We start from the raw sequence: 22,820 nt of genomic DNA, 5'->3' as shown, positions 1-22,820 counted from the left end.
TTTTGAACTACCTCAAACTTGCTTCACTGGCGACAGACTCACCTCTAATCCGCTCTCTATAAAATATATAGATGCCCGAACCGACGATCAGCACTATTCCAATAGCCATATTGAACGATGGCACATCTCCCCAGACTAGGTAACCCAATAGGATCATCCAGATTACAAGGATATATTCGTATGGACTAATCACAGCTGGATCAGCAACCCGATAAGCACCCATCAATATCAGTAATCCAACAGATCCGATCACAGAAATCGTGGCCAAAATGGAAATGCTCTTGATATCAACAAATTGCCAGCTACGAGTGATAAATGCGATTTCAGAATTCGCAGCGCTATCAAATCTGCCATCTCCAAACAGCAATCCCGTAATGCCACTGAGTAGGCCCATAATCAAAAAGACCAATAGCATCTGCTGATTGAGCGTATCTTTATCAGAGGTCTTCTTTATAATGATTATAGTAAATGCATAACTTAGTGCGACACAAATTGGAATCAAATAGTAAAAATTGAACTGCCCAGTTTCCGGCTGACAAATCAGAACCACACCAACAAAGCCAACCAGAATTGATAACCAGCGACGATAGCCCACCTGACTCTTGAAAAAGTAAATAGATGTTACGGTTATGAAGATAGGACTTATCATAAATAATACTGTAGCAGTGGCAATAGGCATTTTAGATTGGGCAAAAAAGAAAGCCGAATAACCGAAAAAGAACATAAGACCGCGACAAACAGTTAACAGTGGATAAGCAGTGGTTAGTCTTACGGGTTCGTGGATAATTTTTTGGTACGCAATGATTAGGGCTATTCCAATCATTGATCGAAAAAACTGAATCTGGAAAAGCGAGAGTTCATCTGATAGGAGTTTTATCAAAACATCGTGAACAGAAAATATTGTCATCCCAATGATGACGAGAATTATGCCTTTCCGATTGCTTTCAAGCATGTGACTTGTTCTGGTCCGAAACACTGAAGACTGCGTTCGGAAAGTTATCTAGCTCAGTGCTGGGAAACAACTAAGTTGCTGGTACACGCAACTTAAGAAAGCGGAGAGTCTACTGCCCGTTCACCAATACCGATACATCTTTTCCCGAGTTTGTTGGTATTGATTACCTAAGGCCTACAGGGTATTAGCCCTCTGTTGCACTGCGACCCCTTGCAGTGCCTCACCAGAGAGAATACGCACCCTTCAACGACTCATCACACCGTTGTGAACCACCTTTCGGTGTTCTGATTGGGGCAATCGCGATTGATTGGAACAGTGGGGTTTTGAAAATTAACTGTAAGTCGTTGATTTATTGGTGGGCCGTGCAGGGATCGAACAAATCTGTAAGAAATTGAAATGGTTTATGTAATCTTGTAACCGCCGTATTGTTACCGTCAAAGCTACCGTCGAAAGTGCTGCCTTTGGTTGGATGGGATTGGACGAAACCGAATAACTAGCTGCCCGCATGACTCAGATAATCGTAAGCGCTCAAGACGTGACAACGTACGACATGAAGAAAGGTCTCGATTTCGACGTACTCATTGTAGGTGCCCATCCCTGTCGGCGGCGGGCCGTAGACATAGGCGGGTACATTTCGATAGCGCCACAGGCGCGCATCGGTGCCGCCTAAGCTGACGATTGGTGCAGGTTGGTAGCCACCCAGTGCATTCGCGTTTTTTTGCAGGTGCTCAACCATCTCGTGATTGGGCTCGCACCAGCTCGGCGGACTCGAATTGATCTCGCTCATCTTCGCCTGAGGGTAACCCTCTAACACTTGTTTCACCACGGACATGACCTGCTCCTTTTCTACACCCACTGGCAAGCGAATATCGGCCTCGACACGAACAAGATTGGGCACCATATTGACTTTGAGTCCACCTTTGACCACACCAATATTGAGTGTGACTCGTGGCACGATGTCAGCAGCACCTTTACCCATGGCACGGTCCATCTCCTCACGCCCCTGATCTAGTACAAGACCTACACTGTCCGGCATGCTGGGCTCGATCTTGGTTACGACTTCTAGGTCTTGGATCAGTGCAGCAGCAATTTTGGACGCGCTCTCGGTCTGATGGGTGTAGGCACCATGGGCACCTTTGGTTCGAATCTCGAACGCGAGCCACAAGGGCCCCTTCTCACCGAAGCGGATGGTGTAAGGGCTTGACGGCTCACCATTGAGACAACAGTCACCGTGAACCTCAGGGTGGTGCTCGTGAAGATAGCGTGCGCCCCAAGGGCCAAAGGTCTCCTCGTCAGAGACGCAAGTGAGAGTGAGGCGGCCGTGCAGTTTCTCCCGACAACGGTGCAGATAACGGAAAGTAAAGATCGAAGCCGTGGTTCCGCACTTCATATCAGAACTGCCGCGGCCCCATACCTTCCCATCTGCTACTTCGCCACTCCACGGTCCATGACTCCAGCGATCGTCTGTCTCGTCCACGGGGAAGCAATCAATATGCCCATTTAGGACTAGATGTCGCCCAGGGTTGGCACCCTCAAATGTCCCCACGACGTTGGCCATAGTGGGCTGTGGGTCAATGAGTCGATATGGCAATTCCTCACGGTCGAGGAAATCAGTGATGTGTTTGACCGCAACTGTAGTGTCGCCCGGTGGATTAGGTGAGGGTGAGGCTACAAAATCGCTAAAGAATTGAACTAACTGGTCCCTGTCTTCCTCGATCGAGTCGAGAAGCTGCTGTTTTCCTACGTTCATCTCCGCCATCGTTTCTTCCATTTTCCCAACTCGATTAACCGGTGTATAGGACTAATTGTCCGTCATCAAATGATTTGGCATCACTGGTAGGCTGATCTACAGGAGGGTCTGGCTCATTTGGTTTGTCATGTTATGCGGCGACCTTGCGGTGATGCAAGCGCCTGGTTTGGATAGTCTTTCGTTTGATCCTTTCTCTTTGTTCCAAGATGGCCTGTCCCCGTCCGAAGTAGACATCGGCAGGGGTCAGATTATTGATGCTCTCGTGATAGCGGTGGGGGTTGTAGTGATCCACGAAGGCTTCAATGCTGGCCTCAAGATCTCCGGGGAAGAAGTAGTTTTCCAGCAGGATGCGGTGGTGCCACCGTTCAATCTTGCCCTGGGGGTGATAAGGTGCGCCCCTGACATGGCTCATGCCCTTGTCCTCCAGCCCATCAGCCAGATCACCGGAGATGTAGCTGGCACCGTTGTCAGATCACAGCCAGAGGCTTTCAGGGCAAGTTCCAGTGTCTCACTGACATCCTCAGCCTTCATCGACGTACACAGTTTCCAGGCAATGATATAGCGTGAGTCGTCATCAAGAATCGTGGACAGATACATCCAACCCCAGCCAATCACCTTCAGGTCGCGGGCTTCCCGATGCAGGTCCTTCACTTCATCTGCTGTGGCAGCACGCGAGGTGTCCCCGGCAAGCCGCTTCTTCCCGGCGACACAGTCCTGCGATGCTTTCCTCGCCGCGCAAACCATCCAGCACAATACGGATCTTTTCTTCAGGAGAACGGCGTCTGCGTGTGGCACGACGGATATCCTTGACGATCTTCTCGGACGATTTGCCTCGTAACCCGGTTTTCTGTTTCATCATTAATCACTCCTCAGTGATTACGATGAGCCAGATACACTCCTTTATCAAATCTACTCAGTTTGTCCCAAAAGCACTGACGCCAGACAGTTCTTTCCTTTCGATTGTTGTTCAGGATGCTGGGTTTCAGCCGACCGTGAGGATTCAGTATACCGATTATCTGGCAGAGGCTTATACAGTCCCAGGCCCAAGCTGGTGATAAGATAACGCACCCGGTTGATAAATGGGGTGAATACGTGAGCTGCTGTCTTTTCGGCACAGTACACCTGCAGAACCACTGTGAAGGGGAAAAGCTCGACGTGTGGTCGGAGGAGAACTTAGATGGGAAATGAAAGGAAAAAACACAGGAAAGAAAAGAAAAAGCCTAAAAAACCCAAGGGTCGATCTTGAATCCTTTGATGTAAGCGAAACATCGGTCACTTCAAGTGATGGCAAATGCCATAACCCCAGTAAAGGAGAGGTGCGAGATCTGTCGTTGGGGTGTCCGAAACAGGATCTGGGATGGCTCTCGCCGGGTTGGTAATCAGTTACATCGTTCTGGTTTTGATATTATTGTAGTTCTGATTCTAGGCATTGGTTTGGTCGCGTTGTTTGAGAGCTAGGATAGGCACAGTAAGCGTGAAAACACCGCTCAATGAGAAGGCGAACTCCAGAATATCAATTTCATGCTGAGAAAGGACATCCAAATCACGCTTGCCCTTTTCCTTTTTTTAGATAGTCAGCAGGACTAATCTCTTATAATTCGTTTAGAAGGTGGTTCAGAACCTTGTTCGGAGAGGTGGCAGAGTCCGGTCGAATGTACCGCACTCGAAATGCGGCGTACCGCAAGGTACCGTGGGTTCGAATCCCACCCTCTCCGCCAGTTATTTAAGAACCAAAGGGTTGCGAAATAAGACCAGTGGGCTATTTTTCTGGAGCGGGTGAAACGGAACCTGTGAAAAAGTACCTCGTTAAGTATTCTGTCCATTTTCACTATTACTCTTTTGACGGGGACAAAAAAAGCGACGTCAGATCGGGTGAATACGAGATGGAAGGCACTTCATTGGAAGATGCAGCCAGGAGATTTAAGGACTATTTCTATTCGAAAAAGGAAAGTTACTTTGTGGCGCTACCCAGGTTTGGGTGGAAGCTGACTCATTTGGAAATCGACAAAATTTGGGGGCCACCTGCCGATCTAGAAAATGTTTTTAATGGGATTTGGGCTTATTACGAGAACCTGATAAAGCGGATTGGAGAGGGGCCTTTGGGTGGTATGGACAGAAATCGGATTTAAGAAATCATGTTCGCTTATCTTTCTTTCAAGCTAGCACGAATTCTGGGGGTTCGACCGGTCATCGTGAATCTGGTCCTTCTGCATCTTCTCATTGGAATCGGACTGACCGCGTATGGCGGCATCGATGCTGCTGGCATGGCACAGCCGACCGTCGTAGGAATATTTACTCTGATGTATGTGGTCCTTGTCGCTGGTGTAGTTGGGTTGGGACGATTGGCCAGCAGAGATTTCTTCCGAAAACCTGACGAATGGGAGGAACTTTAATAGGTGACACTAGCTGCCGCTATTCACACTCACCTTACCCAGTACTTTCAGATTATCGAGCGCTGTCACGTCACCCTGTTCAGCAGCGCGTCGAAACCATTTGATGGCCAGATTTTCGTCAGGGTTTACCCCATGGCCATGCATATAAAGCCATCCGAGGGTGTTCTGCGCCGGGGCATATCCTTGTTCAGCGGCACGACGGTACCAGTAGACAGCATTGCGGTAATCTTTATCTATGACCCACCCGTCATGAAAGTAGTCACCCAGGTCGGACTGGGCCCAGGCCTGACCTTCACTGGCCGAAAGTTGAACCGGCTGCAGGGCAAGTGAGAAAAGTCTGATGGCTTTTCCTTCATCACGCTGTACGCCATGGGCTTTAATCAACATGCGGGCAACACGAACCTGAGCCCTAGGGTCCCCCTGGGTCGCCAGAGGGGCGAGAAAGCTGTAGGCCTCACTGTACGCGCCCTCGTAGTACGCTGTAAGCCCGTTCCGAAGATCCAGAAGGTCTTGTTGAGAAGCTAGGTCGTCTGCTTCTGCCTTTTTAGCGTCCGCTTCCGCCTGGAGTCGTTGCTGCTTTTCGGCGAGTTGACGACGTTTCTGAAGCTGTTGCTGCAGTTGCAGTATTGTCTGATTCTGTGGTTCGATAGCCGCGGCAATGCGCAGATTTTGCTCGGCAATACCATATTCACCGGCAGCAAGTTCTCTCCTGGCCTGACGGAGAAAATGCTCACTGATGCTGCCGATACCATTTCGGGCACGTTGATTATTGGGGTTGAGATCGAGCACTGCCCTGTAGAGGGTCAAGGCGTTCTCACCCTGGGGTGCAACGAACCGGTTGTTCTCGAACGCATTCGAGGCCCTGGCGAGCAGTTGTTCAATGCGGCGGCGCCGGTCGCGCGTCTGTTGCTGGCGGTTTGCTTCAGCGATTGCGCGGGATCTTGCTGCCGCAGCTTCCTGTTCAAGCCGTCTTCTTTCGATCCGGTCAAGTTTTTGTTGAACGTCAATTACTGCGTGTGATGCCTGACTGATCATTGCCAGTGACGCGACCTTGTCGCGGGCTGCTCCAAGATCACCGGCATCGATGAGAGCTTCAATGCTGCTGATCGACTCGCCAATCAGATCCTTTATGCCTTGAGTTGCTTCTGGATTATCTGGATCCAGCAGCAACACTTCGGTGAATTCCTGCAAGGCATTACCCGATTGTGGTTCAAATAAACGGCCGGCACGATGGTGTATTCGAGCTGCCTTGAGGTGGGGGTCAGTCAGCGCGGCTATTTCGGTTAGTTCACGAAATTTTTCCGCCCTTGGTAAATCAGCAGAACGAGTGATCACGGCAGTGCCATCATCACTCGGGGTGTTCGAGTTCTGTTGTGATGGGGTTCTACCCGTGCTGGCCGTGTCGGATGTTGTGTTGATTTCTATTTGTGCGGGCGTGGCGCTGGGTGCTTTATTTACGTTTTGCGGACTTAGCCACCAATAGGCAATGATCAGCACCAGAACACCAGCGGCGATCAGGCCCAGTATGTTTCTCTTGTTGGGCGGACCCGAGTTGCGTGGTCTGTCATCCGCATCAACCGGTGTGAAATTAGCACCGGACAGACCCTCACCAGTGCTCCGATGTTCGTGGGCAACAGTTTGGTCGACAGACAGGTCGAAATTTTTCTCAAAAGCTCTGTCTTGCTCCGCTGCTGGGTTGCCTGCGCGACTTGGCGCACGTAACGGTTCAGCGCCCTGCGCCGGAGCGTTGCCTGTTACTGTCAGATCCCGGGGCTGGGTTGACCTGGCAGCAAATACGTTGTGTGAAGATTCCGTACGTTTAGCAGCGTTACGCTTAGAATCTGGCGCTAGATTTGCGGCGGACTTTTTCAGTGCGGCCAGAGCGATTGCTGTTGCGCCACCTGAGGTCCTAACTCTTTCGCCCGGGCTGTTTGTCGCTAAGGTTGCACGAGCAGTTTCGCTTTGTTTTTTGATTCTGCCCTGTCGTCCGGAAAAACTGTCACTACGACTAAGGGGAATGCGCGGTGCTGTAGGCGTTTGCTGTTTTATATTGGACTTTGTTTCCAAAGGGCGATTTGCACTGTGGGCGACCTTTGTATTCTGTTCAAGATCAAGTTCCAGAGGATCAGAAAATGTGTCATCGTCGTCAGCCGATTTTCTGGCATCGGGATCCAGCCAGTCGAATATGACCTTTGTATCCTGGGGTCGTTCGGCAGTTCTGAGGGCAATAAGCCAGTTGATAATCTCCAAAAAGTTAGCAGAGAAATAACCGGCACCCGCCTCTACTGCCGAGACAACCGGATCGGGTACACCGCGATCAATAGCATCCATGCGGGTCGACGATGGGACCGGAGGTGTGCAGGTTGCGCATTCATAGAGTACTGAGCCCATGGCGTAGAAATCTGTCCATGGGCCAATTCGACCTCTGGCCGTGGATAATTCCGGGGCGCGATAATCTGATGGCAATGACTCATCTGCCGGTGGATAATGGAACCGATCCGTATTGAATCCGCAGATTGCCAGTTGGTCGTTGTCAGAAACAAAAATATTCTCAGGCGCAATCTCCAGATGGATCAGTCCTGCTTTATGTGCTGCCTCCAGATAAGTCAGTGCTGAATACAACATTGCCTTTAAGGCATCCTCCGGCAATGGTTTGCCGGCTTTGAGTAAATCTCTCACTGAAGCCAATGGACTGAACTTGATCGCATAGTAGGCACTGTCATTGTCCTCTGAGTAGTGGACGACACGACCTGCGTGGTCAATCTGGCTGAGTACTCTGCCGAGTAACAGAAAATCCTTCAGTCCCTGTTCATAGTCCGCATTGAGTGAAGCGTCCAACAGGAGTAGCGAGAGGCCATCTTTGTCCCGGACAGCGAGTTGTTTCGGAAAGAACTCCTGAACAATGGCGGACCCGTTGTTGGAAGAGTAGGTGTAACCGCTGTCGGTCGAGGCCAACAGGCGGTTAACTTGAAAATTCCCTAATCGAGCACCAGGGGGAAGTGGGGCGGGTGAGAGAGATTCATCCTTACTGGAAGCATCGGGCTCCCGGTCTCGTGCCGGTGGGTGTGGCTTGATCGTCATGTTGCGGTACGGCCGACAGCTGTTTTCAGAGGGAAAGATGACACCGGGCAACGCATCCGTTGTCCGTTGCTAGGCCATTGGCGCCAATCTGCTGCGCTGGCCAATTGCTTGTTTCTTGTTCTCAAGCGGTGACCGATCTCAACAAAAGCCATTATTGTTATAGTGAAAGGCACCTACCGACTTCGACCGATGGAGGTCCTGACACCGTGAGCTGCAACTGCCGCTTGGTTCTGTATGATAACGATATATTCACCGATTGAGAATACTGGTAAGTGGTTTTCTTATGGTTTGTGCGATTAGCCCTGATTTAAAGATGCGCGCACAGTCCCGTGGATCTCTGAATTGATGGAGCCGGGTATGCCCGATAACACTCAGACTCGTATGGTGCACATTCAGCCGCCCATAATCCCGCTAATCAGCGAATTAATTGATCAGAACCCCGGTACGATTTCACTGGGTCAGGGCGTGGTCCACTTTGGACCACCGGCTGATGTACTCGAGGCAGTGAAGGCTTTCTGGAAGGACCCTGTTAACCATCAGTACGGACCGATCGAAGGGAATGAGAGTCTTCGGCTGCAAATTGCAGACAAGCTTCGACTGGAAAATAGATTACAAACGGATGATCTGGCGATTGTTGTCACGGCCGGCAGCAATATGGCCTTTTTCAATGCCATCCTTGCCATAACTGAACCTGGTGATGAGATCATCATTCCAAGCCCGTTCTATTTTAATCAGGAGATGGCGGTTCTCACGGCAGGTTGCCGACCCGTCACCGTGCCAGTTGATCAGTTCTATTTGCCTGATCCAGGGCTGGTCGAAAGTGCTATCAGTCTCAGGACACGGGCTATCGTCACCATATCACCGAACAACCCGACCGGTGTGGTGTATCCGGATTGCTTGCTCGATGAGTTGAACCGGATATGCAGTCGACATGGGATTTATCACATCAGTGACGAGGCCTATGAGTACTTTGTATATGGCTCGAGTCGACATTACTCGCCAGGGTCGGGAACACAGAGCGGTGGCCACACCATTAGTTTGTATTCGTTGAGCAAGGCTTATGGCTTTGCCGGCTGGCGTATCGGGTATATGGCTTTCCCGACACATTTGCTCGAATCACTCAAAAAGATTCAGGATACCAATGTCATTTGCCCGGCTATGATCAGTCAGCATGCGGCGCTAGCTGCACTCATGTCCGGTAGGGATTATTGTCAGCCTTATGTCAAAGAGATGGCTGCGGTCCGGTTGTCAGTTCTGGAGGTGCTGTCATTTCTGGGTGACCGTATTCGAGTGGTTGAGCCGACGGGTGCATTTTATGTGCTTATTGAGGTGCCTAACACTGCACTAAGTGATATGGCCCTGGCCCGCCGATTGATCGAGGAATTCCAGGTGGCGGTTGTCCCAGGCCAAGCATTTGGCATCTCAGATCGCTGTAGTCTGCGGGTCTCTTACGGCGCATTGCGTACCGACGATGTGCTCAACGGTATGGGCAGGCTTGTCGACGGCCTCGGTCAGTTAATTTGATCGGCTTGAGAGTCCGGTCAGTTTGCAGGGAGCCATTAAGTGGTATACGCTTTCCCTGCGAAGGAGAGGTGGCCGAGCGGTTGAAGGCGCACGCCTGGAAAGTGTGTATACGTTAATAGCGTATCGAGGGTTCGAATCCCTCCCTCTCCGCCAAATCCTAGTAGAGCCGCGGTTTCTTGGGTTCACGGCGTGGAATCTACGCTTACACAGCTGGCAGACTTTATTACTGACGATCTGAATCTGGATTACAGCTCTAATCAGGCGCAAGCATCAGGGAAGTTGCGCTATGCGAAGTTGAAAGGGTAAAGGTATTAAGCTGTTGAGACATTAACACCTCACTCTGTCTCAAAAGGCTATGTTTACGGCGTAACCTGACGTTCAGATGTTGAGATATTGCTGAAAGAAGACGTCTTTCACGTGCACTCATATGCGTCTCTAAAAGACTACACTTTATTATTTTCACGATCTCTGTATTCTTCTATGTGACCGCGAATGCAAGATAAGCTACCCCCTAATATCATGGCGTGCCTGGTTGCAGTACTCAACTCCTTTAGCAATTCTCAAAACCCACCTACCCGTACGGCCCAGAAGTATGGGGCACACTATCGTTGAAAATGATGGTATTCAATATACCAGATATAAGTATTAGAGTACGTAAACAATGAAAATCCATGAATATCAAGCCAAAGATATTTTGCGGCAGTACGGTGTGGCGCTCCCAAAAGGCCGTGCCTGTTTTAGTGTTGAGGAGGCCGTTGCCGTCGCGGAGCAACTTGGAGGAAGCCAGTGGGTTGTCAAAGCTCAGATCCACGCCGGTGGCCGTGGCAAAGGGGGTGGGGTCAAGTTGGCTGACAGTATTGCCGAGGTTCGTGTCCACGCGGATGCCATTTTGGGCATGACCCTAGTGACTCATCAGACTGGGGCAGAGGGCACCGAGGTGAAACGTTTGCTGGTCGAAGAAGGGGTGCCGATCAAGGATGAACTGTACGTCGGTTTGGTGGTCGATCGTGCTTCGCAAAAGGTGGTGTTCATGGCCAGTTCCGAAGGTGGAACGGAAATAGAAAGTGTGGCTGCCAAGACACCTGAAAAAATTCACAAGGTTGTGGTGGAGCCGAGTACAGGCCTGACCATGGACGAGGCCCAATTCCTAGCCGGCGCTATCGGGATCCCGGATACGTTGCATGCAGAAAGCGGGAAAATATTTCAGGCGCTGTATCAGGCCTTTTGGGACAAGGACGCCTTGCTCGCTGAGATCAATCCTCTAATTGTAACTAAGGATTCGCGCGTCATGGCGTTGGACGCCAAGATTAATTTTGATGAGAACGCTATGTACCGTCATCCAGATCTGCAGGAATTGCGCGACCTGGATGAGGAGGATGAGGATGAGATCGAAGCCTCCAAGTTTGGTCTTAACTATATTTCTCTGGATGGCACCATTGGTTGTCTGGTAAATGGCGCCGGCCTGGCGATGGCCACTATGGATATCATCAAGCTGTACGGCGCATCGCCGGCAAATTTCCTTGATGTAGGTGGTGGCGCCACAGCCGAACAGGTTACCGAGGCGTTCAAGATTATGCTCAAGAATGAATGCCTTAAGGCTATTCTGGTGAATATTTTTGGCGGCATCATGCGTTGCGATGTCATTGCTGAGGGTCTGGTGAATGCGGCCAAGGAAGTAGACCTATCGGTGCCGTTGGTGGTACGTCTGGAAGGTACCAACGTGGAAAAGGGCAGAGAAATTCTGGCCCATTCAGGTATTGAAGTGATTAGCGTCACCACCATGGCCGACGCTGCTGGAAAAGTGGCCGCCGCAGCAGGTGTATAAAAGTATGTCCATTCTTATCAATAAAGATTCGCGGGTTGTTACCCAAGGTATTACCGGGAAATCTGGCATGTTTCATACTCATCATTCCATCGCCTATGCAAGTGGCAAGGATTGTTATGTTGCCGGCGTTACGCCTAAGAAAGGCGGGCAGGAAGTAGAGGGGGTGCCTGTTTACAATACTGTCGCCGAGGCTAAGCAGGCCACCGGTTGCAATGTTGCGGTTATCTACGTGCCTCCGCCATTCGCCGCCGCTGCTATAGACGAGGCTGTTGATGCGGAAATAGAAGTCGTGATCTGTATTACCGAAGGCATTCCGGTCAAGGATATGATTCGCACCCGTGACCGGATGCGTGGATCCAACACGATTCTGGTAGGTCCCAACTGTCCCGGTGTTATTACTCCCGAAGAGCTTAAGATCGGCATCATGCCCGGTTATATACACAAGAAAGGGCGTATCGGGGTGGTTTCCCGGTCGGGGACGCTGACCTATGAAGTTGTGGATCAGTTGAGCAAACTGGGCATGGGGCAATCGACCTGTGTGGGCATTGGCGGGGATCCTGTAAATGGTTTAAAGCATATTGATGTCATGAAGATGTTCAACGACGATTCCGATACGGATGGTGTTGTCATGTGCGGCGAAATTGGTGGTACCGATGAGGAAGCCTGCGCTGAATGGATAGCTGACAATATGACTAAACCGGTGGTCGGATTTATTGCGGGGGTTACCGCGCCTCCTGGCAAGCGCATGGGTCATGCCGGCGCCATTATTGCCGGTGGCAAGGGCACTGCAGACGAGAAAATCGCAGCGCTTGAGGCGGCTGGTGTCAGTGTGACGCGAAACCCATCGGACATCGGAAAATTGATGCTCGAAACTCTATCGAAGTGAATTCTCAGATCCTGGCAAGGTCAGTTTTTTATTAAGTGTTTTCACTGACCATCCAAATTTTCTACAAAAACACATCTAAATTAAACAATCGCAACACGAGATTGTTTTAAAAAAAAAACCAAAAAGATGCCTTGAATTGATTCTTGATTGTGTTCTGTTTTGTCGCTTTACATTTTCGTGGTACGTGGTATACAGTATTTCTGATGTTTGGGAAAGCCGAGCGCTAACCCGAATATCTACAGGGGTGAATCAACGGTTGAAATGGGTGCCAACATGCTGAAGTTTGTTTGATTCAGAACCCAATTCGAGTGATTGGCTGCAAAGTAACCGGTGATTGACTACATACTAATTTAATAGCATTAGGAGGACGTAAGATGAGTATCGTTTCGAAGAAACTAAGAAACATGGTGATTCCTGTCGCAGTGGCGGTAGCCTCCACGTTGACCTTTTCCACCAGCGCAGTAGCCGAATGGTCACCTAAGAAGCCGATTGATTTTGTCATTATGGCGGGTAAAGGGGGAGGAGCTGACAAGATGGCGCGTTTGATGCAAAGCGTAATTGAGAAGCATGGATTGTCGTCCAAGCCATTTGTACCGATCAACAAGCCGGGCGGTTCCGGAGCCGAAGCATTGCTGCACCTTAAAAGTAAGAAAGGCGATAACCATACGGTTATGGTGACGTTGAACAGTTTCTATACGACGCCATTGCGCCAGCCTGGTTTGGGGGTGGATATCTCGACCTTTACGCCAGTAGGGCGGATGGCTGAGGATACGTTTTTGTTGTGGGTGAACGTCGACTCTGGTATCGAGAACATCGATCAGTTTGTCGCCGCGGCCAAAGCAGCGGGTAGTGACTGGCTCATGGCCGGTACAGGTAAGGGTCAGGAAGACCAACTGTTGACGACGTTTCTCAACAAGGCTTATGGCCTTCAGATCAAGTATGTGCCGTTTAAAGGCGGTGGCCGCGTAGCTAAGGAACTTGCCGGTAATCACTGCAACTCTACGGTGAATAATCCCTCTGAGCAATTGGGTTTCTATGAAGCTGGTAAAACACGTCCAATCGCGTCCTTTACACCCAATCGTTTGCCATTGTTTCCCGATGCGCCGACCTTTCGTGAGTTGGGCAAAGATTACGTTTACTTTATGCAGCGCAGCGTGGTGGGCGCGCCGGGTATGAGCGATGAGGCGGCTGCTTACTATCGTGACGTGTTTGCCCGAGTATATGCAACGGACGAGTGGCAGGCTTATATGACGAAGAAGAGCCTGATGGGCGGTTTCTTGACTGGCGCCAAGCTCAAGTCCTACTGGGCCCGTGAGAAAGCGATCCACGAGGTTATATTGAAGGATATCGGCGAGATTTGATTGCGTTGTTATCCGATTAGGGCAGGTAACTGCAATGCGTAGAGCCGAGCTTGTAATGGCCCTGGCTTTGGGGGTTTTGTCGGCTTACTTGATGGTTAAGAGTGCGGAACTCCCCATCGGCTGGATTCCTCGTGAAGGACCAGGCGGTGGGGCTTTCCCCTTTTGGTTATCGGCTGGCATGCTCGTCTGCTGTGTTTTTATCGTGCTGCGCTGGGTTTTACGGCAAAGCCCGGTGTCGCGGTCTGCCGAGTTGTACTTCAATCCTGCGGCACGTGGCACGGTCATGATAGTGATTATCGCGCTGACGCTGATGATCGGCTCGATCCATATCATTGGTATTTATTTTGCGATACCGCTTTTTCTGCTGTACTACGTGCGGGTTATAGGTCGCCATAACTGGTTACTCAGTTTAGGGGTATCGATCAGTGCACCAGTGATCAGTTTCTTCTTCTTTGAAATTGCCCTACACATTACATTGCCCAAGGGTTACAGCGAACCGCTTTTTTACCCGTTGTACGATATTTTCCTGTAAGACACCGTGGAAACACTTGATCTGTTAATGCTGGGTTTTGGCATTGCGCTGGAACCACTGAATCTCGCACTTGTGATTTTTGGTTGCGCACTGGGCCTTTTTATCGGTGCCATGCCAGGGTTGGGTTCGGTTAACGGTGTGGCAATTTTGTTGCCCATGACCTTTCTGGTGCCGCCTACAGGCGCCATTATTTTCCTCGCAGCCATTTATTACGGTGCCATGTATGGTGGCGCTATATCTTCGATCATGCTTGGAATTCCGGGTGCTTCGACTGCGGTGGCCACCACATTTGATGGCCGGCCGTTGGCGCTTGCCGGCAAAGCCGATCAAGCATTGATAACTGCCGCCGGTGCATCATTCATTGGTGGCACTGTGTCGGTAGTTTTGTTCACGTTGTTTGCTCCGCCGCTGGCCGAAGTAGCACTGGCGTTTGGTTCGGCCGAGGAATTTGCACTGATGATGCTCGCGTTTGCGACCTTCATTGGGTTGGGTGGGGACGATATCCCTAAGACGCTTTTTTCAATTTGCATTGGGCTGGTGTTGAGTGCTGTGGGGCTGGATATCATCAGCGGTGAGCCACGACTGATCTTTGGTGGACTGCCGGGATTTTTTCATGGTATCAACTTTCTAGTGCTCGCGATCGGAATCTATGGAATCGGCGAGATGCTGTGGACAATTGAGTCCAGCAGTGATGGAGTGAAAGTCTCCCAAGCCTCATTTGGTGTCGGGCGTATTGTTCTGCACCTGAAGGGCTTAAAGAACACACTGAAAACGACTCTAATGGGTTCTTTGCTCGGCTATTTCGTCGGCATATTGCCTGCAGCGGGTGCTACCCCCGGATCGATAATGGCCTATGGCATGGCAAAGACCATGTCTAAAGACCCCGATTCCTTTGGTAAGGGTAACATCGAGGGTGTCGCAGCACCTGAATCAGCCAACAATGCGGCAAGTACTGGGTCGATGTTGCCCATGCTCACGTTGGGTATTCCAGGATCACCGACTACGGCAATTCTTCTTGGCGGAATGGTTATCTGGGGACTGGAGCCGGGGCCGATGCTGTTCGTCGAGCATCAAGACTTTGTATGGGCTTTGATCGCAAGCCTGTACGTCGCCAACCTGGCGGCGATGTTGATCAACCTTGCGTTTATTCCAGCATTTATTGCGATACTGCGTACGCCGTTCACTATTCTGGCGCCCATTATTTTTGTACTGTGCCTGGTTGGTGGCTATGCGCCCACACAGAGTTTGCATGATATCTGGTTGATGCTAATTTTTGGGGTGGTGGGCTACTTAATGCGTAAATTGGACTATCCTTTGGCGCCGGCGGTATTGGCGATTGTGCTCGGTCCCTTGGCAGAGACTTCGATGCGCCAGGCATTAATTATGAGTGACGGCAGTCTCATGATTTTCTTTGAAAGACCTATATCGGGAACGATTATGGGGATAGCCATAGTACTGTTTGTGTTACCAGCGGCTAAGATCTACCGATCATCAATCGCGAGAAAAAACAATTGAAATATTTGTTATAGCGAATCCAGACTTTTGAATTTGTCAATTTAGGGACTGGACCTATGAGGTTTGCCCACAACTACAACAGACGAATTAACTATGAGAGCTAGCATATGAGTGACAGCAAATTTACAGGTGAGGTTTCACGCACGGCGAGTGACACTCTCGCCAAGAAAAGCACAGCCGGCGACGTAATTTCCGGCGGTCACCTTGTCGCTAAAGCTCTCAAAAACGAGGGTGTCGACACGATATTTACACTATGCGGTGGTCACATTATTGATATCTACGACGGGTGCCTTGATGAAGGCATACGAATCATAGATGTCCGACACGAACAGACGGCGGCCCACGCTGCAGATGGTTATGCACGCCAAACCGGCCGATTAGGCTGTGTAGTTACCACTGCTGGACCAGGTTGCACTAACGCTATTACCGGAGTTGCCACCGCGTTTCGATCAGAAAGTCCAATTCTGCATATCGGCGGCCAAAGCTCACTGACTCAGCACAGGATGGGATCACTGCAGGATCTACCTCACGTCGACATGATGACCCCGATTACCAAGTTCGCATCGGGTGTGTTTTCCACTGAGCGTGTCGCCGACATGATCTCGATGGCGGCACGCGAGTGTTTTTCAGGCGCCTACGGCCCCTCTTATCTGGAAATTCCCCGAGATGTTCTGGATGCTGAAGTGCCAGCAGCCAGTGCAGTGATTCCAAAGCCTGGCTCCTATCGTGCCTCAGTAAAATCCATAGGCGACCCAGCTGATATTGAAAAGCTCGCCGATATCCTCGTGAAAGCAGAGCGTCCAGCGGTACTGCTGGGACAACAGGTCTGGTCCTCCCGGGGACACGAGGAGGCTATCAGCTTTGTGCGCGCGCTGGATATCCCGGCCTATATGAATGGCGCCAGCCGCGGCATGTTGCCGCAAAGCGACCCGCATCACTTCGATCGCACTCGCAGTGATGCCTTCAAGAATGCTGACGTAATCCTGATTGTGGGAACGCCGTTCGATTTCCGCATGGGTTATGGCAAACGCATTTCCAAGGAGGCAACTTTGGTACAGATTGACCAGAGTTATGCGACGATTGGTAAAAATCGGGATATCAGTCTTGGTTTGGCCGGCGATCCCGGTGTAATCCTTGCTGCGGTGTCGCAAGCAGTAACGGGCCGTATCGATAATGGAGCGCGTCAGCAACGCCAGAAGTGGATGGCCGAGCTGCGAGAGATTGAGGCAACCAAGCTCGAGAAGCTGATGCCGATGTTTACTACCGATCAGAACCCGATTCATCCTTACCGTTTAGCCTATGAAATCAATGAGTTTCTTGGCGAAGACACAATCTATATCGGCGATGGCGGTGATATCGTGACTATTTCTGCTCAGGCGGTACGCCCGCGCAATCCGGGGCAGTGGATGGATCCGGGCGCGCTTGGCTCGCTCGGCGTCGGCACCGGTTTCTCCATGGCGGCCAAGCTCGCACATCCAAATAAGGAGGTGGTCTGCCTCTACGGTGATGGTGCCTTTGGCATGACCGCCTTTGACATGGAAACCGCACAACGGTTCGGTGCGCCATATCTCGCGGTGATCGGCAACAACTCGGCCATGAATCAGATTCGTTACGGACAGCTCACCAAGTATGGCGAGGAACGTGGTGATGTCGGGAATAAGCTCGGCGATGTGCCTTTCTCTAAGTTCGGAGACATGATTGGCGGTTATGGCGAAGAGGTTACCGAGGCTAGCCAGATTCAGCCGGCAATGCAGCGTGCACGGGAAGCGATTGCAAAAAGCGGCAAATGCGCTGTAGTCAATGTCTGGGTCGATCCCAATGAGTATGCGCCGGGCACTAAAGCCCAGACCATGTACAAGTAAAACTTCATTTATAACTTTGATAACCTTAATTAAGCAGAGAGAATCAATGTCACAACCCCTCGACGGTATAAGAATTCTGGATTTCACACATGTCCAGTCTGGCCCTACTTGTACCCAGTTGCTCGCATGGATGGGCGCCGACGTGATCAAGGTGGAGCGCCCGGGTGTTGGTGATGCCACACGAAAGCAACTCGTGGATGTGGAAGGGGCTGACAGCCTCTATTTCACCATGCTCAATCACAACAAACGTTCCCTGACCCTCAATTCCAAAAACGAAGCAGGCAAGGAAGTGCTTGAGCGATTGGTACAAAAATGTGATGTGCTGGTGGAAAACTTTGCCCCAGGTGCGCTTGATCGGATGGGATTTGGCTGGGAACGTATTCAGGAACTTAACCCCCGCATGATCATGGCTTCGGTTAAGGGTTTCGGGCCAGGACCTTACGAGGACTGCAAGGTTTACGAAAATGTTGCGCAGTGTGCAGGCGGGTCCGCGTCCACCACGGGCTTTCACGATGGGTTGCCTATGATCACCGGTGCTCAGATTGGCGATTCTGGTACCGGCTTGAATCTTGGTTTCGGTATCCTGGCCGCGTTGTTGCATCGGGAAAAAACGGGCCGCGGGCAACGTGTGCTTGCCGCGATGCAGGATGGGGTGATTAACCTATGCCGGGTCAAGTTGCGTGACCAGCAGCGCTTAAAGGCTGGTCCCCTGAAGGAGTACTCGCAGCATGGCGAGAATGTACCATTTGGTGAGGCCACGCCGCGTGCCGGCAACGACTCCGGCGGCGGACAGCCAGGCCGTATCCTGAAGTGCAAGGGATGGGAGACCGATCCGGATGCCTACACCTACTTCATTACCCAGGCTGCCGTCTGGAAAAATATTTGCGATATTATTGGCAAACCGAACTGGAAGGAACACCCAGACTATGCATCGCCGCTAGCGCGTCTGCCACACCTGAACGAAGTCTTTTGTGCGATTGAGGATTGGACCGTGACCAAGACTAAGTACGAAGTCATGGAAATATGTAATCCACTGAATATCCCGGTTGGGCCGATCCTTTCAATGAAGGAGCTTGCCGAAGAGCCATCATTGCGTGCGACTGGCACTATCGTCGAATGTGATCACCCTGAGCGTGGGCCCTACCTATCGGTCGGATGCCCGGTAAAGCTTTCGGATAACGCTTTCACAGTAACACGTTCGCCCCTACTTGGTGAGCATACCGATGAAGTGTTGTCCAAGGTGTTGGGATTCAGTGACGAGGATATTGCATCTTTCAAGGAAGCTGGCGCAGTTTAAATGCACGCCCCTGTGCACCATACGCCCAGAGGTGAACTGGAGTAACAAATGAAACTAATTGTTCATGGTCAGCAGGCGTTTGGTAAGGCCGTCCTCGAGGCGGTTCTGGACAAGTCTGTCGACGAAGTGGTCGCGGTGTATAGCGCGCCGGATAAGGAGGGCCGACCTCTCGACCCGTTAAAAGAGTGTGCTCTTGAAAAAGGACTATCGGTGTATCAGCCGGTGTCGTACAAAGACCCGGCAGTGTGGGAGCAGCTCGGTAGTCATGGTGCGGATTTGTGTGTCATGGCCTATGTGCTGTTGCTCGTGCCGGAGGAAGCGTTGAATGTGCCGAGGTACGGGTCGATTCAGTATCACCCTTCGTTGTTGCCGATGCATAAAGGACCCAGTTCAATCAATTGGCCAATTATTAATGGAGAGGAGAAAACTGGGTTGAGCATTTTTTGGCCAGATAGTGGACTGGATACTGGGCCTATTCTGTTGCAAAAGAAAGTGGATATCGAACCCGACGATACGTTGGGATCAATCTACTTCAACAAACTATTTCCTATGGGTGTTGATGCCATGCTGGAATCCATTGATCTGGTCCGGGATGGCAATGCGCCAAGAGTCAAGCAGAACCCTCAGGAAGGCACCTATGAAGGCTGGTGCCGCAAGGCGGACGTTGAGATTGACTGGAATAAATCCGCCGATGAGATTCACAACCTGATACGTGGTGCGAACCCGCAGCCAGGGGCATGGACCACAATCAATGGTGAGGAAGTTAAGGTATTTGATTGTCAGAAATCTGCCAGTGTAAGCTGCGAAGCGGGCGCCATCTCCAGTATTGGTGAAGAGGGAGTCGTGGTTGCTACCGGTGAAGGCGGTATGCGTATTCTGAAAGTCAGACCAGAGGGCAGTGGGAAAGTCAGTGCTTACGAGTTCGCCACCAATAGAAACCTACTGGTTGATATGAAGTTGGGCGTATAGACGGTTCCGCTATCTCATATGACAACATTATTGAAACCACTAGGCTTGTGCCGACCGAATCGACCGCGCGCAGCGCATATGCAGTCCATCCGTGATAATACCAAGAAGGTAGGGTCCCTATATGGTGCAGTTGTGCCTTATGGCAGCATAAAGGCAAAACAGATCAGGCTTGATATAGGTATCAACTAAGGACCGGTGAAATATGAGTAATATCCAGCTGGCTCCAATCGGGCTAACCCAGGCACTCAAGGATCAGGTCTATTCGATGCTGAAAGTTGCGATTGCCAAGATGGACATTTATTCCACACCCGAACCACCAAAGCTAGATGAAAGAAGGTTGGCAGAAGACCTTGGCGTTAGCCGTACCCCGGTACGCGAGGCTTTGTCACGGCTGGAGCAGGAGGGGTTGGTCAAAAATGTGCCCCGGCGCGGTACGTACATCGTGCGTAAGACCAAGAAGGAAATCCTGGAAGTAGTCTGTGTCTGGGCTGCACTGGAAAGTATGGCGGCGCGGCTTGCCACTCAGCATGCTAGCGGAACAGAGATCAGCAAGCTGCGCAAGATGTTTGCGAGCTTTGATGATAAGGAGGAGGCCCGTGCACACATCAATGAATATTCCGATACGAATATTGAGTTTCATAGAACTATTATGGCGCTTAGCAAGTGCAGTCTGATTCAGACCATGGCCAGTAACCTATTTTTGCATATGCGATCAATACGTGTTCAGGCGGTGAAGGAACATAATCGATCCGATCAATCAGTAATTGATCACATGCGCATCATTGAAGCATTGGAACATCGCGACGCGGACACGGCCGAGCGGCTGGTGCGCGAGCACGCGATGAGTCTAAGCAAGCATATTGAAAAGTACGCTAAGTACTTAAGTTAACACTGTTTCCACGGAAGTTATGTTCAGTGCTGCTTGACTCTCATCTTAGGCGTGACTGAACCTTTACTTTCTAGCCGAAAAGTCCAGTTGGGTTCAACGGTTGAATCAGCCGCCTTGGTCGCGGAATTGGTGTTGTCTGAATTCGATGAGTTTTATCTTGAGTTCCAGCAGTTAACTGCAGCTGCTAAGACTGCATTCGAAAAGCGCGAATACCAGGTTTCCATTCGTATCAGTGAGCAGAAACTGGCACTTTACAGTACCAGTATGTACGCCCTGAGCGAGCGTCTTTTCAATTCATTCCCTGCGGCCTTACAGGAGTCTTCACTCTGGGATGCCGTTGAATCCGATTACCAGAATTCTGTAAACGTCCGCTATGAGGCCAATCTTGCGATTGCGTATTTCCATTCCGCACGCCGTGCAATCTTTCGAAGTGAATGGAATCCAGTCGCTTATTCTTTCGGCACTTCTGTAGAAATGCGGGCCGCCGATTAAAATTATTTGTTCTACGCGTCTATTGACGGGGCAATAACCTGCGACGTTGTGATGAAATCTTGTCTGTTCCCGGGTTCGGTGCGCCTTATCACGATGCAGAAACTGATGCTCTCAGCGTAGTAAACCGGATATCAGAAGATCTTCAAAGTCTCCATTCTGGGAAAGTCGTACAAAAGGTAGAGGTAATCAGGGAGGGTTCTACTGGAATCGCGGTGCCTAGGCCGTCGGTGAGCGACTTGGAGCCCACTTTCGAGTGCCGATGGAAAAAAGAATTGCCGGCGCAGAGGCTGTAGGCTCGCATAAAACATCAATGCTTCAGGATATCGAGCAAGGCAAGCCCCTGGAAATAGAAGGTATGCTCGGAGTGGTGGTTGAATTGGCGGCGTTAACAGAGGTCGAGGTGCCTACACTAAAGGCGCTTTATGCCTGTGTCGGCTTACTGGATCAGACCGTACAAACCGGGCGCCTGAAGATCAAAGGGATCCAGGACAGGTAATAGACTATCGTTGGAATCCCAATGGCAGTCAGAATTCAGAGCTGACAACCACCATTGGCATCTAACAAAGAAAGTTCACCGGAAACCGGTTTAAGGTTTCTCGCCTCGACCAAGCCTGATATTGACATCCTCAATAACGTCCAGCATCTGTTCCCAGGTATCAATCACGTAGTGCGCACCTGCTTTTTGCAGTAGCGTCCGCGTGTGTACCAAACGTCGTTTGATTTCGTCTTCCGACAAGCTGTCGGCTTCTTCGAGAGTATCCATATCCATGTAGTTGCTATAGCGTGCAATACCTACGCCCCAGCAGCCGGCTTCCAGGGCTTCTCCAACTCCCGATACAGTGTCATCGACTTTGATTACGGACTGGATCGGGTGAACGTCCATGAGGTCTAGATTGCGGTAGACCATGAAAGGTTTTGGACGGGCGCCGTTGATTACTTCATCGCCAGCAACAGAAGCGTCAGGTGTATAGCCCTGTTTGCGGGCATCCTCTTCGAGGATGTCTACCATGCTGCGCAGGAACCCCGTAGTACTGCCGATCTTAATGCCTTGTTTCTGCAGTGATTGTGTCGTTTCGGCAACCAGCGGCAGAAGCGTTGTGTAATTACGAAGGCAGTCTAGTTGCATGGGTACAAAATCTTCGAACATCCGGTCTACATCTTCCTGATTAGGATACTGTCCGTGAATGCCGTGCCATCGCTCACGAATTTCTGGAATCTCGGTCATTGCTTTGATATGAAGATCTTTACGCAGTCCCATTGGTCCACGAGCCTCGGACATCGTGACTTCGACACCGTGTTTTTGAAATACTTGGACAAATACAACAGCCGGGGCAAGTACATACGCATCGGCTGTGGTGCCGCTCCAGTCAAGAATCAGACCTTTCACTTGGCCTGTGTAGCTGCGGTTATAGACGAAGTCTTGTCGGATGGTCATCGAAACTCCTTAAGAGTCGTAGGTAATCAGTGAATTTGACGTGGTTCCTGGACAATC

The 22,820-nt window shown here is 50.7% G+C and carries 18 protein-coding genes, 2 tRNA genes and 1 pseudogene; 16 read left to right on the top strand and 5 right to left on the bottom strand.

The window, feature by feature from the left end:
* Positions 1–7 precede the first annotated feature (7 nt).
* From MK323_09190 to MK323_09180, 3 genes and pseudogenes are all read right to left on the bottom strand, one after another.
* Positions 8–952: a DMT family transporter gene (locus MK323_09190; protein MCH2482334.1), complete on the bottom strand. Its 945-nt coding sequence runs from the start codon at positions 950–952 to the stop codon at positions 8–10.
* A gap of 493 nt (positions 953–1,445) precedes the next feature.
* Positions 1,446–2,723 (bottom strand): M20/M25/M40 family metallo-hydrolase, encoded by a 1,278-nt coding sequence (locus tag MK323_09185; GenBank protein MCH2482333.1) that lies wholly within the window; start codon positions 2,721–2,723, stop codon positions 1,446–1,448.
* Between the two features lie 109 nt (positions 2,724–2,832).
* Positions 2,833–3,558 (bottom strand): annotated as a pseudogene (locus tag MK323_09180) (DDE-type integrase/transposase/recombinase).
* A 772-nt stretch (positions 3,559–4,330) separates the two neighbouring features.
* On the opposite strand from MK323_09180, the gene MK323_09175 reads away from it, so the two are divergent.
* The 3 genes from MK323_09175 (at position 4,331) to MK323_09165 (ending at position 5,095) form a co-directional block, all read left to right on the top strand.
* Positions 4,331–4,420 (top strand) — tRNA-Ser (locus MK323_09175).
* A 72-nt stretch (positions 4,421–4,492) separates the two neighbouring features.
* The gene (locus MK323_09170) at positions 4,493–4,831 is read left to right on the top strand and encodes a hypothetical protein (protein MCH2482332.1); all 339 of its coding nucleotides are present in this window, start codon (positions 4,493–4,495) and stop codon (positions 4,829–4,831) included.
* 6 nt (positions 4,832–4,837) lie between these two features.
* Positions 4,838–5,095 (top strand): hypothetical protein, encoded by a 258-nt coding sequence (locus MK323_09165; protein ID MCH2482331.1) that lies wholly within the window; start codon positions 4,838–4,840, stop codon positions 5,093–5,095.
* Between the two features lie 9 nt (positions 5,096–5,104).
* Here MK323_09165 and MK323_09160 read toward each other — a convergent pair whose 3' ends face one another.
* On the bottom strand, positions 5,105–8,176 hold the full coding sequence (locus tag MK323_09160; GenBank protein ID MCH2482330.1) for a Sel1-like repeat-containing protein kinase family protein: 3,072 nt from the start codon (positions 8,174–8,176) through the stop codon (positions 5,105–5,107).
* A gap of 357 nt (positions 8,177–8,533) precedes the next feature.
* Between MK323_09160 and MK323_09155 the strand changes: the two genes are divergently transcribed.
* The 13 genes from MK323_09155 to MK323_09095 all read left to right on the top strand — a co-directional run bounded on the left by MK323_09155 (position 8,534) and on the right by MK323_09095 (position 21,824).
* On the top strand, positions 8,534–9,700 hold the full coding sequence (locus tag MK323_09155; protein MCH2482329.1) for a pyridoxal phosphate-dependent aminotransferase: 1,167 nt from the start codon (positions 8,534–8,536) through the stop codon (positions 9,698–9,700).
* Positions 9,701–9,762: 62 nt separating this feature from the next.
* Positions 9,763–9,853: transfer RNA gene (locus MK323_09150), tRNA-Ser, on the top strand.
* Between the two features lie 508 nt (positions 9,854–10,361).
* Positions 10,362–11,525: an ADP-forming succinate--CoA ligase subunit beta gene (gene sucC, locus MK323_09145; protein ID MCH2482328.1), complete on the top strand. Its 1,164-nt coding sequence runs from the start codon at positions 10,362–10,364 to the stop codon at positions 11,523–11,525.
* A 4-nt stretch (positions 11,526–11,529) separates the two neighbouring features.
* Complete coding sequence (gene sucD, locus MK323_09140; protein ID MCH2482327.1) at positions 11,530–12,411, top strand: succinate--CoA ligase subunit alpha; 882 nt, start codon at positions 11,530–11,532, stop codon at positions 12,409–12,411.
* A gap of 374 nt (positions 12,412–12,785) precedes the next feature.
* Positions 12,786–13,772 (top strand): tripartite tricarboxylate transporter substrate binding protein, encoded by a 987-nt coding sequence (locus tag MK323_09135; GenBank protein MCH2482326.1) that lies wholly within the window; start codon positions 12,786–12,788, stop codon positions 13,770–13,772.
* Between the two features lie 34 nt (positions 13,773–13,806).
* Positions 13,807–14,304 carry a tripartite tricarboxylate transporter TctB family protein gene (locus MK323_09130; protein ID MCH2482325.1) on the top strand — a complete coding sequence of 166 codons (498 nt, stop codon included), beginning with the start codon at positions 13,807–13,809 and terminating at the stop codon, positions 14,302–14,304.
* A 27-nt stretch (positions 14,305–14,331) separates the two neighbouring features.
* Positions 14,332–15,819: a tripartite tricarboxylate transporter permease gene (locus MK323_09125; GenBank protein MCH2482324.1), complete on the top strand. Its 1,488-nt coding sequence runs from the start codon at positions 14,332–14,334 to the stop codon at positions 15,817–15,819.
* Between the two features lie 107 nt (positions 15,820–15,926).
* Positions 15,927–17,681: a thiamine pyrophosphate-binding protein gene (locus MK323_09120; GenBank protein ID MCH2482323.1), complete on the top strand. Its 1,755-nt coding sequence runs from the start codon at positions 15,927–15,929 to the stop codon at positions 17,679–17,681.
* A 46-nt stretch (positions 17,682–17,727) separates the two neighbouring features.
* On the top strand, positions 17,728–18,978 hold the full coding sequence (frc, locus tag MK323_09115; protein MCH2482322.1) for a formyl-CoA transferase: 1,251 nt from the start codon (positions 17,728–17,730) through the stop codon (positions 18,976–18,978).
* 48 nt (positions 18,979–19,026) lie between these two features.
* Positions 19,027–19,947 carry a methionyl-tRNA formyltransferase gene (locus MK323_09110; GenBank protein MCH2482321.1) on the top strand — a complete coding sequence of 307 codons (921 nt, stop codon included), beginning with the start codon at positions 19,027–19,029 and terminating at the stop codon, positions 19,945–19,947.
* A 202-nt stretch (positions 19,948–20,149) separates the two neighbouring features.
* Positions 20,150–20,836, top strand: coding sequence for a GntR family transcriptional regulator (locus tag MK323_09105; GenBank protein ID MCH2482320.1), 687 nt, complete (start codon positions 20,150–20,152; stop codon positions 20,834–20,836).
* Positions 20,837–20,923: 87 nt separating this feature from the next.
* A complete protein-coding gene (locus tag MK323_09100; GenBank protein MCH2482319.1) occupies positions 20,924–21,328 on the top strand; it encodes a bifunctional isocitrate dehydrogenase kinase/phosphatase in 405 nt (134 codons plus the stop codon).
* A 259-nt stretch (positions 21,329–21,587) separates the two neighbouring features.
* Positions 21,588–21,824 carry a hypothetical protein gene (locus MK323_09095; GenBank protein ID MCH2482318.1) on the top strand — a complete coding sequence of 79 codons (237 nt, stop codon included), beginning with the start codon at positions 21,588–21,590 and terminating at the stop codon, positions 21,822–21,824.
* Positions 21,825–21,914: 90 nt separating this feature from the next.
* Here MK323_09095 and MK323_09090 read toward each other — a convergent pair whose 3' ends face one another.
* A complete protein-coding gene (locus tag MK323_09090; GenBank protein ID MCH2482317.1) occupies positions 21,915–22,763 on the bottom strand; it encodes a phosphonoacetaldehyde hydrolase in 849 nt (282 codons plus the stop codon).
* Positions 22,764–22,820 lie beyond the last annotated feature (57 nt).

The organism is Gammaproteobacteria bacterium, from assembly GCA_022450155.1.
GTDB lineage: Bacteria > Pseudomonadota > Gammaproteobacteria > Arenicellales > UBA868 > REDSEA-S09-B13.
The sequence above is the reverse complement of the archived record's forward strand: the minus strand, read 5'-3'. Positions and strand labels throughout refer to the sequence as shown.

Bases quoted from the DNA above. Each gene is read 5' to 3' on its own strand.
- MK323_09135 (MCH2482326.1), top strand. From the start codon at position 12,786: ATGAGTATCGTTTCGAAGAAACTAAGAAACATGGTGATTCCTGTCGCA.
- MK323_09095 (MCH2482318.1), top strand. From the start codon at position 21,588: ATGGAAAAAAGAATTGCCGGCGCAGAGGCTGTAGGCTCGCATAAAACA.
- MK323_09185 (MCH2482333.1), bottom strand. From the start codon at position 2,723: ATGGAAGAAACGATGGCGGAGATGAACGTAGGAAAACAGCAGCTTCTC.
- MK323_09130 (MCH2482325.1), top strand. From the start codon at position 13,807: ATGCGTAGAGCCGAGCTTGTAATGGCCCTGGCTTTGGGGGTTTTGTCG.
- frc (MCH2482322.1), top strand. From the start codon at position 17,728: ATGTCACAACCCCTCGACGGTATAAGAATTCTGGATTTCACACATGTC.
- MK323_09110 (MCH2482321.1), top strand. From the start codon at position 19,027: ATGAAACTAATTGTTCATGGTCAGCAGGCGTTTGGTAAGGCCGTCCTC.
- sucD (MCH2482327.1), top strand. From the start codon at position 11,530: ATGTCCATTCTTATCAATAAAGATTCGCGGGTTGTTACCCAAGGTATT.
- MK323_09190 (MCH2482334.1), bottom strand. From the start codon at position 952: ATGCTTGAAAGCAATCGGAAAGGCATAATTCTCGTCATCATTGGGATG.
- sucC (MCH2482328.1), top strand. From the start codon at position 10,362: ATGAAAATCCATGAATATCAAGCCAAAGATATTTTGCGGCAGTACGGT.
- MK323_09105 (MCH2482320.1), top strand. From the start codon at position 20,150: ATGAGTAATATCCAGCTGGCTCCAATCGGGCTAACCCAGGCACTCAAG.
- MK323_09155 (MCH2482329.1), top strand. From the start codon at position 8,534: ATGCCCGATAACACTCAGACTCGTATGGTGCACATTCAGCCGCCCATA.
- MK323_09090 (MCH2482317.1), bottom strand. From the start codon at position 22,763: ATGACCATCCGACAAGACTTCGTCTATAACCGCAGCTACACAGGCCAA.
- MK323_09125 (MCH2482324.1), top strand. From the start codon at position 14,332: ATGCTGGGTTTTGGCATTGCGCTGGAACCACTGAATCTCGCACTTGTG.
- MK323_09160 (MCH2482330.1), bottom strand. From the start codon at position 8,176: ATGACGATCAAGCCACACCCACCGGCACGAGACCGGGAGCCCGATGCT.
- MK323_09120 (MCH2482323.1), top strand. From the start codon at position 15,927: ATGAGTGACAGCAAATTTACAGGTGAGGTTTCACGCACGGCGAGTGAC.
- MK323_09165 (MCH2482331.1), top strand. From the start codon at position 4,838: ATGTTCGCTTATCTTTCTTTCAAGCTAGCACGAATTCTGGGGGTTCGA.